This window comes from Arthrobacter sp. TJ-170, assembly GCF_058269305.1.
The window spans coordinates 148,849-161,556 of record NZ_JBZCNL010000004.1 but is presented as its reverse complement, the minus strand read 5'-3'; the positions used below and the strand labels follow the sequence as shown (position 1 = coordinate 161,556).

The window sequence follows — 12,708 nt, the reverse complement described above, 5'->3', positions numbered from 1 at the left end:
GGCCGGTCACGCGGGTCCCTCCGCTTTTGTCTGCACTCGTTCGCTTGGGTACCGCACTGTTGAAAGGACACTGTGCTTCGCGTCATTGGTAAACGTCTTGCCCTGCTGGTTCCCACCCTGTTTGGACTGTCCGTCCTGCTATTCCTCTGGGTGAGAGCACTGCCGGGCGGTCCGGCCACAGCTCTGCTGGGAGAGCGGGCAACCCCCGAGGCGGTCGCCCGCGTCAACGAACTGTATGGGTTCGACCAGCCGTTGATTCTTCAGTACTTCACCTACATGGGGAAACTGCTCCAGGGTGATTTCGGTACGTCAATCATCACCGGCCGGCCGGTCCTCACCGAGTTCGCCACCCGCTTCCCGGCAACCATCGAACTCAGCATCGTCGCGCTGATCTTCGCGATCGGCATCGGTATCCCGCTGGGCTACCTCGCAGCGCGCCATTACGGGCGGGTGCTGGACCATGGTTCGGTGGTCCTCAGCCTGATCGGGATTACCATCCCGGTGTTTTTCCTGGCGTTCATCCTGAAGTACCTGTTCGCCATCCAGTGGCCCATCCTGCCCCCGGACGGACGGCAGAATCCCCGGATCAACGCCACCCATTTCACGGACTTCTACGTCCTGGACGGCATCCTCACGGGAGAGTACGACGCCGCGTGGGACGCCTTCCAGCACCTGATCCTTCCGGGGCTGGCCCTCGGAACCATCCCGCTTGCCATCATTGTGCGCATCACGCGTGCTTCAGTGCTGGAAGTGCAGAACGCTGACTACGTGCGGACGGCACGCGCAAAGGGCCTGATGGAGAAGACAATCCGCAGCCGCTTCATCCTGCGCAACGCCATGCTGCCTGTTGTGACGACGATCGGTCTGCAGACCGGTCTGCTGATTTCAGGTGCGGTTCTTACCGAGACCGTATTTGCGTTCAACGGCATTGGACGTTTTCTCCGCGACGCCATCTTCGAACTCGACTACCCGGTGCTGCAGGGCTTCATCATCTTCATCGCCATCCTGTACGCGCTGATCAACCTCCTCGTTGACATCTCCTACACCATCATCGATCCAAGGGTGCGTGTGCAATGAGTACTGTCTTGCCTCCCGCCGCGGGCGGGCCAACCTCTCCCACCACGGAGCCAACCCTTGAAGAAGGCGGCGGAACCGGTCTCTGGAAAGACGCATTCCACAGGCTGCGCCGGAACCCGCAAGCCATCACCGGTGCCGTCATCATCGGGTTGTTCCTGCTGGTCGCCGCACTGGCGCCTATTCTGGCGCCCTATGGCGGGGAAGCGCTGCCCGGCCGTACGCAGATCACACCCATCAACATTCCCGGACCGGGTGAGCTGCCGGAATATCCCCTGGGGCTCGACCGCTTCGGCGGCGATGTGCTCAGCAAACTGATCTGGGGTGCGCAGGCCTCGTTGCTGATCGGTGTCATTTCGACCGCGATCGGTCTGGCTGGTGGAATGCTCCTGGGGCTACTGGCCGGAGGGCTGGGCGGCTGGGTGGACAGCGTCATCATGCGCTTTGTGGACATCCTGCTGTCGGTCCCGAACCTGCTGCTCGCTGTGAGCATCGCGGCGATACTGGGGCAGGGGCCGTATGCGGTGATGATCGCGATCGGTGTTTCGCAGTTGCCGATCTTCGCCCGCCTGCTCCGGTCCTCCATGCTCTCGCAGCGTGGGTCGGACTACATTCTCGCCGCGCAGACACTCGGCCTGAGCAAACGCACCATCACGATGAGCCACCTGCTTCCCAACAGCGTCGGTCCGGTGATTGTGCAGGCGACGCTGTCCCTCGCCACCGCCGTCATCGATGCCGCTGCCCTGTCCTTCCTCGGACTCGGCGGCGGGCTCCCGCAGACAGCTGAATGGGGCCGCATGCTCACGTACGCGCAGGCAGAACTGGCGTCCTCACCGCATCTGGCGTTCCTGCCCGGTGCGTGTATCGCCATCACCGCGCTCGGGTTCACCCTGCTGGGAGAGTCGCTGCGCGAGGCACTGGACCCGAAGACCCGGCAAAAGTAGCCCCGAGGCCTGAAAGTACGACGGCGGCCGGTCACCTCTCCAAGGGAGGGTGACCGGCCGCCGTCGTACCGTGGTGGATCCGGGGGCTCAGGCGATGTTCAGTTCGTTGCCCGGGATGGAGGCCAAAAGCTTCCGGGTATAGGGGTGGCGGGGGTTCTGGAACACTTCCTCGGAACTCGCAGCTTCAACCAGCTCGCCGTCCTTCATGACGCACACATAGTCCGAGATGAGCCGGACCACGGCGAGGTCGTGGGAAATGAACAGGTAACTCAAACCCATCTGGGACTGCAGGTCGCCCAGAAGCTTGAGGATCTGCGCCTGGACCAGCACGTCGAGGGCCGAGACGGGCTCATCACACACGATCAGTTCGGGCTTCAACGCCAGGGCGCGGGCGATGGCGACGCGCTGGCGCTGACCGCCGGACAGCTCCGACGGGTAGCGCCGCAGGGCGTTGTGGGGCAGAGCCACCTGGTCCATCAGCTCCCGAACCCGGGCAGAGCGCTCCTTCTTCGAACCACGCTTGTACGCGTTGAGGGGCTCCTCCACGATGCGCTCGATGGTGAACATCGGGTTCAGCGACGAGTACGGGTCCTGGAACACCGGCTGCACGCGCTGCCGGAAGTCGTCGAGGTGCGCCTTGTCGAGGGTTGCCACGTCCATGCCGTCGAAGGTCATGGTGCCGGATGTGGGTTCGATCAGCTTGAGGAGCATGCGCGCCGTCGTCGTTTTGCCTGATCCGGACTCACCCACGATTGCGACGGTCTGCCCGCGCGGGATGTCCAGCGTGACGTTCTTCGCGGCGTAGAAATCCTCGGAGCTGCCGCGTCGCTTGTAGATCTTGGTCAGGTCACGGATCTCGACGATATTGTCGGTAGGAGCCGCTTCCTCGACCGACTCGGCGTCCGCCTGATGCTCCTGGAAGGCGGCCTGCGCCGCGGCTGTGCGCTTCGCGGCGTCCTCGTGATACGCACCGGGGCGCAGCCGGACAGCCGCTACGCTCGGCGCAGCCCGGACGAGAGACCGTGTGTAGGGGTGCTGGGGATCATTGAGGAGCTGCGCGGCGGGGCCGGTCTCCACAACACGGCCGCGGTGCATCACCACGAGCTCCGACGCGCGTTCAGCTGCCAGACCCAGGTCGTGGGTGATCAGCAGGACAGAGGTTCCGAGCTGCTCGGTCATGGAATCGAGCTGGTCCAGGATGGTGCGCTGCACGGTGACGTCGAGGGCGCTGGTGGGCTCATCGGCGATCAGCAAACGCGGACGGCACGCCAGACCGATGGCGATCAGCGCGCGCTGGCGCATGCCGCCTGAGAACTCGTGCGGGTACTGCTTGGCACGGTCGGCGGCATCGGGCAGGCCTGCCGCAGACAGCACCTCGACCACGCGCTCCTTGACGTTTTTCTTGTTCGCCAGGCCATGGACCATCAGCGTCTCGGCCACCTGCGTGCCGATCTTGGCCACCGGGTTGAGGTTGGACATGGGATCCTGTGGTACCAGCCCGATCGCGCGGCCCCGGATGCTGCGCATCGCCGATTCGGGGAGCGGGACCAGATCGCGGCCCTCGAACAGGATGCTGCCGCGGGTGACCCGCCCGTTGCCGGGCAAAAGCCCGATGCAGGCCATCGCCGTCGTCGATTTCCCGGAACCTGACTCGCCCACGATCGCCAGCGTCTTTCCCCGGTGGAGAGTGAAGCTGGCGTCCTCGACGGCGGATACCTCGCCGTAGGTAGTGCGGAAGCTGACTGCCAGGTTCTTCACCTGAAGCATGGGAGCATTTTCGGCGCCATCGACAACGCTGTCGATTGAGGTGATTTCCGTCATAGGTCTATCGTGCCTCATAACCGCCGGTCATCAGGTCCTGCCGCGTCAGTTTCCGGACAAGGTGGTCAACGGCCAACCGGTAGCCGTCCACGCCCGCCCCCACGATGACAGCGTCGACCACCGCCGACAGATAGGAGTGATGCCGGAACTCCTCCCGCTGGTGCACGTTGCTGATGTGCACCTCGACGGTCGGCAGGTTTACTGCGCTGATCGCATCCCGCAGCGCAACCGAGGTGTGGGTATAGGCGGCGGCGTTGATGATGATCCCGTCCGCCGTTCCCGCAGCACGCTGGATGGCGTCAACCAGCTCGCCCTCATGATTGGACTGCCTGCAGTTGACGGCCCACCCGTGTGCACCGGCGGCCGAAGCGCAGAGCTCCTCCACATCGTCGAGCGTGTGTGATCCGTACACGCCCGGCTCCCGGGTGCCAAGCAGGTTCAGGTTCGGGCCGTTGAGGATCAGCAGGGTAGTGGTCGCCATGGCTTAACTATGCCTGATGCGGGGGTTGCGCCCCGCTGGGTGCGCCGGGCGTCAGTCGCTCGTCAGCGCAGGCCGGCGCAGGCGTGCTGCCGCCGTCGCGCCGGCAACCGTCACGATGCTCATGAGCGCCAGTACGACGCCGGGATGCCACCACGCGCCGTCTGTCGCCTCGCCGAAGGCCTGGGTGATCGACGGCGCGAAACCGGCGACGATCGCGGCGATGCTGTAGGAGAAGGACAGGGCGGTGAAGCTGGTGCTCGGTTCGAAGAGGTCGGCCATGAGTCCTCCGAGAGCAGCCCAGCTGGCGGTCGGCAGGATTCCGCCGAGCAGAATCGCCGCGACATACAGGGGGGCGTCCGCAATGCTGATGACCCAGTACAGCGGGAAGCTGATCAGCGCGGTGCCAACGGCACCGCCCGCCACGACCTTCGCCGAACCGATCTTCATGGCCAGCCAGCCGAAAGCCGGAATGGTCGCCAACTGCAGCAACGAACCGATGAGCGCCGCGTTCAGCACCGTTGCTTCCGACAGGCCCAGCCGCTCGGTCCCGTACGCCTGCGTGTAGGAAACCATGAGGAAGTAGGAGCCGATGCCGAGGACGGCTGACGCAATGGCCACAACGACGGCGGCCGGCTGGGACTGCAGCACGCTCAGCAGCGGTACGCGCACCTTCTGTGTGGTCCGGAAGACCGGCGTCTCGTCGATCGCGAGGCGAAGGTAGAGGGCGACGGCGAGGAAGGGGAAGGCGAGCAGGAACGGGATGCGCCAGCCCCACGTGCTCATGACGTCCGGAACGGTTACGGCCAGGATGAGGAAGATCAGCGAGATCAGCATGGTGCCCACTGGGGAGCCCAACTGGGGGATGGCCGCGTACAGTGCGCGCTTGCGTTCGCTCGCGTGTTCGGTGGCGATCAGAATCGATCCGCCCCACTCACCTCCCAGCGACAGGCCCTGGAGCAGGCGCAGGACGGTCAGGATGATGGGCGCCCACACGCCGATGACGCTGTAATCGGGAAGAAGACCCACGGAGCCCGTGGCGAGGCCCATGAGCAGGATGGTCCAGATGAGGGTTTTCTTCCGGCCGATCCGGTCACCAAGGTGACCGAACAGGATGGCCCCGAGCGGACGGGCGACGAAGCCCATCGCGAAGATCAGGAACGCCGACAGGGTGCCGGCGAGCGGGTCCTGCGCGGCGAAGAAGACCTCGTTGAAGACAAGTGCGGCGGCGGTGCCGAAAACGTAGAAGTCGTAGGACTCAAGGGATGTTCCCACGAAGGACGCGGCAGCGGTCTTCCGGGCCATTCCGGGGCGGACGGCCGGCGTCGGGCGGGATGCGGTAGAGGTGGACACGATTCGAAATTGTCCTCGCCGCCCGCCCGGCGCGGCCACTTTTTCCCGGCAACGTCACAGGCCTGCTTGACCCAGCTCACAGTCCTGTCGCCCGGCGTTCGCTTCGAGTGAAGCGGCGGCCGGGCGACAGGGATCCGGCAGGACCCTACTTACGCAGTGACGCGGCGATCTGCTGCATGATTGTCGGATCGGACAGCGTGGTGGCATCGCCCACCTCGCGGCCCTCCGCGACGTCCTTCAGCAGGCGGCGCATGATCTTGCCCGAGCGTGTCTTGGGCAGCTCCGGAACCACCAGGATGTTGCGCGGCTTCGCGATCGGTCCGATCTCCTTGGCGACGTGGTTGCGCAGGGTGGTGACGACGTCGTCGTCCTGAACCGCTGAGCCACGCAGGATTACGAAGGCAACCACCGCTTCACCGGTGGTCTCGTCCGATGCACCGACGACGGCGGCCTCCGCCACGGACGGGTGGCTCACCAGCGCCGACTCGATTTCCGTTGTTGACAGGCGGTGACCGGAGACGTTCATGACGTCATCCACCCGGCCGAGCAGCCAGATGTCGCCGTCCTCGTCCCGTTTGGCGCCGTCGCCCGCGAAATACATGTTGTCGAACCGGGACCAGTAGGTGTCCTTGTACCGCTCCGGGTCACCCCAGATTCCGCGGAGCATCGCCGGCCAGGGCTCGCGGATCACAAGGTAGCCTCCGGAGCCGTTGGGGACGGACTGGCCCATCTCATCAACGACGTCCACCGCGATGCCGGGCATGGGGACCTGCGCGGAGCCCGGTTTGCACGCCGTGACGCCGGGCAGCGGGGCGATCATGTGCGCGCCGGTTTCGGTCTGCCACCAGGTGTCGACGATCGGTGCGCGGGTTTCCGAGCGTCCTCCGTTGCCGCCGATGATTTCCCGGTACCACATCCACGCTTCGGGGTTGATGGGTTCGCCGACCGAGCCGAGGACGCGGATGGAGGAAAGGTCGAACTTCGCGGGGATGTCGCGGCCCCACTTCATGAAGGTACGGATGGCTGTGGGCGCGGTGTACAGGATCGAGACCTTGTACTTCTCGACCAGCTCCCACCAGCGGCCCTGGTGCGGGGTATCCGGAGTGCCCTCGTACATCAGCTGCGTGGCGCCGTTGACCAGCGGGGAGTAGGCGACGTAGCTGTGGCCCGTGACCCAGCCGATATCCGCGGTGCACCAGAAAACGTCGGTCTCGGGGTGCAGGTCGAAGGTGTTTTTCTGGGTGAACGCCGTCTGGGTGAGAAAACCGCCGGTGGTGTGCAGGATGCCCTTCGGCTTCCCGGTGGTCCCTGAGGTGTAGAGGATGAAGAGCGGATGCTCGGAATCGTGTCCCTCGGCGGTGTGCTCCTCGGAAGCCGGTTCGACGACGTCCTCCCACCACACGTCCCGGCCTTCGGTCCATTCGACCGGTTCGCCGTTGCGCTTGACCACAACCACGTTCTCCACGGTGTGCCCGGGACGTTCCAGGGCGCCGTCCACGGCGGGTTTCAGGGGGCTTGGCTTGCCACGGCGGTACGTGCCGTCGGAAGTGACCACCAGCTTGGCTTCGGCGTCGTCGATCCGGCTGCGGAGGGCGTCGGCCGAGAATCCGCCGAAGACCACGGAGTGGATGGCCCCGATGCGTGCGCAGGCCAGCATGGTGATGACTGCTTCGGGGATCATGGGCAGGTAGATGGCTACGCGGTCCCCTTTGGCGACGCCGAGGGACTCGAAGGCGTTGGCGGCCTTCTTTACTGCGGTGGTGAGTTCGGCGTAGGTGTACGTGCGGGTGTCGCCGGGCTCGCCCTCGAAGTGGATGGCGACCCGGTCACCGCGGCCCTGCTCCACATGGCGGTCCAGCGCGTTGTAGGCCGCGTTGACCTTCCCTCCGACAAACCACTTGGCAAAGGGGGCTTCCGACCAGTCGAGGGCCTGCGAGAAATCCTCGTGCCAGGTCAGCAGTTCACGTGCCTGATTGGCCCAGAACTCCGGGCCTTCCTTACCCTGCTCATACAGGTCGGCCGTGGCGATGGCGTTGGCCCTGAAACCCTCGCTGGGCGGGAAGCGCCGTTCCTCATGCAGCAGATTTTCGAATGCGTCACCCGCGTGAATCTGGGTGTCTTCAGACATTGTTGAACCCCTTAGGCCAATCGGTGCTTCGGGCGGACGTGAACAGACTTCAACAGCCCGCGTATGTGTCGTGTCCCACATTAGTAGCGGCTTCGCCCGAACGGTGTGCCAGTGGTCACAAGACAGATGCGAAAGGCACTGTTTCTGCGATGAGCGGTGAGCGCGCGACGCCGACATGTCCCATCATTGATATGAAAGGAAGTGGGCGTTGACTAGGGTTGTCAAAGAAATCCGAAACCGGCGCAACGCCCTCGGCACCCTGACTGCGGCACGCGCCGCCGTTATGAAACGGAGAATCCAGACATGACCGAACAGCGCCAGTACGACGGCGGCGCCGGCACCGCGCATAGCTCGCCGGTGCAGCAATCCGGCCGGTCCGAGACACCAGCTGATCCCTCCACGTCCGACGAACACACCGGGCCGGAGGCTGTAGCCGGTCCCTTCACCCTCCGCGAGACAGTCATCGGCGCTTCCGTGCTGGTGATGTTCATCGGCACCATCCTGCCCTTCGCGGACGGCGTCAACCTCTGGCGCACGTTCTCCCTGTTTTTCCTCGGTATCGGAATTCTCCTGCCGGTCACCGCCCTGGCGCTGTTGGTGGGCCGCCGGCTCGGCGCGAAGGGTCTGCGCGTCGGTTCGCTGTCCGTGGACCAGTTCGCCTCCGTGACCGCGTCGTTCGCCACTGCCTTCTTTTTCCTGCAGACGGTCACTACATTCGGTATCGGCTCCTTCGTCGCGCTGCTCGGATCGGTCGCATTCTTTGTGGCCACGGTCGGCGGCCCCCACCTTGGCGTCTTCAAGCCCGACTTCTCAGGGCGTCCGTCGTCGTCTGCGCACCGCATTGCCCGCGAGGCGCTGCCCGCCAAGCCCCGCCCGCCCAAGCCGGTCCCGGGAGAAACGGCCAGTGGCTGGAACAGCCCACACACGTCCGATGCACCCATTACGAGCGGTCCGAGCAGCGCCGGCTACAGCGCCGGTTACGCCGTGGCGGGTTACGCGGCAGGCCAGGGAGCTGCTGCCTCGAAGAGCCCCGCCGTCGAGCAGCAGCCCGAGGATCACGCATTGCAGTCCGAGAGCGCCCAGGCGCACAAAGAAACCCGCGAAGAGCAGACCGCCCCTGGTGGGGCAACGGCCGTTCAGGCTGCCCCCGCCGAGGCCACGGCCGGTCAGGCTCAGCCCGCCCCGGCTGAGACCGGCACTGATGCTCCCGCCGAGTCCGACGGCCCCGCGGCTACCGTGGCGCAGCCCAAGGTTGAGGAAGCATCCGGGAAGAGCGTCGCGGAACAGACGTCCCAGCAGGCTGCACACACTGATGAGCAGGCGGCACACCCGCGGACGGAGTCAATTTCGGCTACACGTGAGGCCGAGGATGACGAGCCCGTGGTTGAGGCCTTCTGGTTCGCCGTCGGAACGCCGCGCTCAGTGGTGGATGAGCAGACGGGAGCAACGCTGTTTGTCCTGCAGCCCGGGGATTGGGAAGTCGGTATCGAGGACCGCGGACACGAATTCCTGGTTCAGGACAAGAGGACGGGCCGCATCGGCGTGATGCGGGACCTGCGGAACATTGAGCGCGCTCCCACCGAGGGGTAGCCACACGGAACGAACGGGTCGGCGGGAACGGAAGGGGAAGACGGGGTCAGCGTGGATGTATCACCTATCGCTCTGAAGCGCCGCGCGCGCAGGATTCATCGCGAACTCGCCGACACCTATCCCTACGCGGTCGCCGAACTGGACTTTCGCAACCCCTTCGAACTGCTGGTCGCAACTGTCCTGTCGGCGCAGACCACGGATGTCCGGGTCAACCTGACCACGCCGGCGCTGTTCGCACGCTATCCCGATGCACGCACTCTCGCCGAAGCCCCCGAAGACGAACTCCAGGACATGATCCGTCCCACCGGGTTTTTCAGGGCAAAGTCCCGGAGCCTGCTCGCGCTCGCCACCAGGATCGTCGACGACTTCGATGGTGAGGTGCCGGGCCGCCTGGAGGACCTGGTCACCCTGCCGGGTGTGGGACGCAAGACGGCCAACGTGGTGCTCGGCAACGCCTTCGGAGTACCCGGTATCTCCGTTGATACCCACTTCGGCCGGCTGTCCCGCCGCTTCGGGTGGACCACGGAAGACGACCCGGTGAAAGTGGAGTCCGACGTCGCCTCCCTGTTCGAGCGGAAGGACTGGACAATGCTCTCGCACCGAGTGATTTTCCACGGACGCCGCATCTGTCATGCCAAGAAGCCGGCCTGCGGCGCGTGCCCGGTGGCAGCGCTCTGCCCCTCCTACGGCGAGGGTGAGGTGGACCAGGAGAAGGCGCGGAAACTGCTCAAGTACGAGTTTGCGCCCGGTCGCGAAGAGCTGCACCGCCGCATGCGGGAGGGCGCCTCGCGTGCCGAGCTCCTGGCCGCCGGGTTCACGCTGAGCCCATGAGCGCGTACAGCCAGTTGAAGGCCTTCGCCGAGCGTTCGACACCCATCGGTCCTGGTGTGGATACCACCGAGTCCTGGCAGCTGCGGGGCATGGACATCGCAACTGCCAGGGCCGCAGCCGTCCTCATCCTCTTCGGGCACCTCGATGATCGGCCGGCCAGGGTCCACTCCACCGCGGTGCCCGATGATCTCGATGTCCTGTTCGTGACACGCGCTGGAACATTGCGCAGCCATCCCGGTCAGGTGGCCTTCCCGGGCGGGAAAATTGACGACGGCGACGCCGATCCCGCCGCTGCAGCCCTGCGCGAGGCGGAGGAGGAGACCGGGCTGGATCCCGCCGGCGTTGAAATCCTTGGCGCCCTCCCGGAGGTCAGCCTCCCGGTCAGCAATTACCTGGTGACTCCGGTGCTCGCGTGGTGGGCCTCGCCGACGCCGGTGCGCGTGGTGGACCATGCCGAGTCATCACACGTCTTTCGTGCACCCGTCGCTGACCTGCTCTCAGCCGAGGTGCGCTTCACCGCGGTGGTCCGGCGGAACGGACGTATCCACAGCACGCCGGCCTTCACGATCGACGGAATCACGATCTGGGGCTTCACCGGCCTGCTGCTTTCGAGGCTTTTCGACGGGTTGGGCTGGACGCAGCCCTGGGATGAGACCAGGGAACGCGACGCGCCCATTTAGCTACTTCGCATCAGCGTAGGAGTCCACCACAACAACGCTCACCGGGAACTCCACCGGGATCTCGCCGAACATCAGCCGCGCGGCGGCGCGGGCGGCCTCGGTGACCATGGCGGACACCTGGTCCGCGAGTTCGCGCGGCACGTGCAACATCACCTCGTCATGCAGGAAGAAGACGAGGTGCGCTCGGGCGAAGTCGGCAGTGTCCGTGCGCAGCCGGCGTCGTAATTCGGCCAGCCAGCACAGGGCCCATTCGGCCGCGGTCGCCTGGACAATGAAGTTGCGGGTGAAGCGGCCGCGTGACCGCGCGAGGGAATCAGCCCGCTGCTGCTCCGCGGCGCTGCTGGTGCGCTGCGCAGCGAGCCACCGGTCCGAGGGCGGTGGGCAGCCGCGGCCCAGGAAGCTGGCGACGACGCCGCCCGCCTCGCCCGTTCGTGCCGCCGCCTCCACCACGGAGATTGCCTGCGGATAGGTGCGGGTGAGCTGCGGCATGAGACGGCCGGATTCGCCCGTGGTTGCGCCGTACATGGCACCGAGCATCGCGACCTTCGCCTTGGCGCGGTCGCCGCTGAATCCCTGGTCCGCAATGCCCTGGTAGAGGTCGAGGCCGCGTCCGGCTGCGGCCAGGGCGGAATCCCGGCCGAGCGCGGCGAGCACCCGTGGTTCCAGCTGCGCGGCATCCGCGACGATGAGTACGTTGCCGGGGTCCGCGCGGACGGCGTCGCGTACCTGATGGGGGATCTGCAGCGCACCGCCGCCGCGTGATGCCCACCGCCCGGACATACTGCCGCCCACGACGTACTCGGGCCGGAACCGGCCGTCGTGCACCCAGGTGTCCAGCCAGGTCCAGCCGTTGGCGGTGAGGAGCCGGGAGAGTTTCTTGTACTGCAGCAGCGGTGCGATTGCGGGGTGGTTATGGCGCTGGAGCTCCCATGATCGGGTGGACGAAACTTCGATGCCGGCCCGGTGAAGGGCGCGCAGGAGCTCCTGCGGGGAGTCGGGGTTGAATCGTGGATTGTCCAGGGCTGCGCGGAGCTCGCCGGCAAGCCGCTCGAGTTCGGCGGGGCGATGACCTTCCCTCGGGCGGAGTCCGAGCTGCGATTCAAGCAGGTTGTTGTGGATGTCTGCGCGCCACGGGATTCCGTGGAACTCCAACTCCGCGGCGATCAGGGCGCCGGCAGACTCGGCCGCCAGCAGCAGGGCCAGTTGGGCCGGACGCTTGCTGTTCCTGAGCGCGTGCTGCTGCGCCGCGAACTCCTCCGTGACCTCGAGTGCATCGGCGCCGGCTACGGGTTGAACGGCCTCGAACAGGCTGCCCTGGAGCGGCGACGGCGCCACGGGCGGCAAGGCACGGCCGGGATTCGCGTCCTCGGCCTCGGCCGGTCGTGACTGCAGGCGGCTTCGGTAGCCGGTCTCGGCACAGTCCGGGGAATGGCGCATGATCTCGCGGCTGAGGGCGATGTCATGGCAGCGCTCAACACTGATACCGGCGGCGAGCAGGCCGGGATACCAGGTCCGGGTGCTGTCCCAGACCCATCGGGTTTCGGGACGCTGCAGCCTGCGGACCGTCTCTGCCAGCTGGTCTGCCGGAACGACTACGGCCTCCGCAGTTGGGATTCCCGCCGGGTTCAGGGGCAGGAACGCTACCTGCGCACCGTCCGATCCGCTGATGCGCTGCCCGATCGATGGCGGCGCGAGGACGATGTACACGCCTCCTATTGTTGCCCACCCCGAGGCGCCGACTATTCCTGCACTTCTGCTGGAGATATCCACATACGCAGTACACGGACGTGGCGTGGCTTCTCCCGGCGC

General features: G+C 65.9%; 10 protein-coding genes. 5 read left to right on the top strand and 5 right to left on the bottom strand.

What is annotated here, in order from left to right; translation table 11 throughout:
* Positions 1 to 72: 72 nt before the first annotated feature.
* Positions 73 to 1,077, top strand: a complete 1,005-nt coding sequence (locus AC4D1W_RS09470) for an ABC transporter permease (protein WP_490890015.1) — start codon at positions 73 to 75, stop codon at positions 1,075 to 1,077.
* Complete coding sequence (locus AC4D1W_RS09465) at positions 1,074 to 2,018, top strand: ABC transporter permease (protein WP_490890013.1); 945 nt, start codon at positions 1,074 to 1,076, stop codon at positions 2,016 to 2,018. The genes AC4D1W_RS09470 and AC4D1W_RS09465 overlap by 4 nt, the downstream gene beginning before the upstream one ends.
* An 87-nt stretch (positions 2,019 to 2,105) precedes the next feature.
* Here the strand turns inward: AC4D1W_RS09465 and AC4D1W_RS09460 are convergent, their stop codons facing one another.
* The 4 genes from AC4D1W_RS09460 to acs all read right to left on the bottom strand — a co-directional run bounded on the left by AC4D1W_RS09460 (position 2,106) and on the right by acs (position 7,798).
* Positions 2,106 to 3,839 carry a dipeptide ABC transporter ATP-binding protein gene (locus tag AC4D1W_RS09460; RefSeq protein WP_490890011.1) on the bottom strand — a complete coding sequence of 578 codons (1,734 nt, stop codon included), beginning with the start codon at positions 3,837 to 3,839 and terminating at the stop codon, positions 2,106 to 2,108.
* A 4-nt stretch (positions 3,840 to 3,843) separates the two neighbouring features.
* Positions 3,844 to 4,320, bottom strand: coding sequence for a type II 3-dehydroquinate dehydratase (aroQ, locus tag AC4D1W_RS09455; RefSeq protein ID WP_490898592.1), 477 nt, complete (start codon positions 4,318 to 4,320; stop codon positions 3,844 to 3,846).
* Positions 4,321 to 4,371: 51 nt separating this feature from the next.
* Positions 4,372 to 5,670 (bottom strand): MFS transporter, encoded by a 1,299-nt coding sequence (locus AC4D1W_RS09450; protein WP_490898591.1) that lies wholly within the window; start codon positions 5,668 to 5,670, stop codon positions 4,372 to 4,374.
* Positions 5,671 to 5,815: 145 nt separating this feature from the next.
* Positions 5,816 to 7,798, bottom strand: coding sequence for an acetate--CoA ligase (gene acs / locus AC4D1W_RS09445; protein WP_490898590.1), 1,983 nt, complete (start codon positions 7,796 to 7,798; stop codon positions 5,816 to 5,818).
* Positions 7,799 to 8,101: 303 nt separating this feature from the next.
* Here acs and AC4D1W_RS09440 point away from each other — a divergent pair, with 303 nt between their 5' ends.
* The 3 genes from AC4D1W_RS09440 to AC4D1W_RS09430 are packed head-to-tail and all read left to right on the top strand — an operon-like array spanning position 8,102 to position 10,899.
* Complete coding sequence (locus AC4D1W_RS09440; protein WP_490898589.1) at positions 8,102 to 9,388, top strand: hypothetical protein; 1,287 nt, start codon at positions 8,102 to 8,104, stop codon at positions 9,386 to 9,388.
* 51 nt (positions 9,389 to 9,439) lie between these two features.
* Entirely contained in the window at positions 9,440 to 10,219 is a 780-nt protein-coding gene (gene nth / locus AC4D1W_RS09435; protein ID WP_490890002.1) for an endonuclease III, read from the top strand.
* Entirely contained in the window at positions 10,216 to 10,899 is a 684-nt protein-coding gene (locus tag AC4D1W_RS09430; RefSeq protein WP_490898588.1) for an NUDIX hydrolase, read from the top strand. Before nth ends, AC4D1W_RS09430 begins: the two co-directional genes overlap by 4 nt.
* Here AC4D1W_RS09430 and AC4D1W_RS09425 read toward each other — a convergent pair whose 3' ends face one another.
* On the bottom strand, positions 10,900 to 12,606 hold the full coding sequence (locus AC4D1W_RS09425) for a bifunctional 3'-5' exonuclease/DNA polymerase (protein WP_490889997.1): 1,707 nt from the start codon (positions 12,604 to 12,606) through the stop codon (positions 10,900 to 10,902).
* Positions 12,607 to 12,708 lie beyond the last annotated feature (102 nt).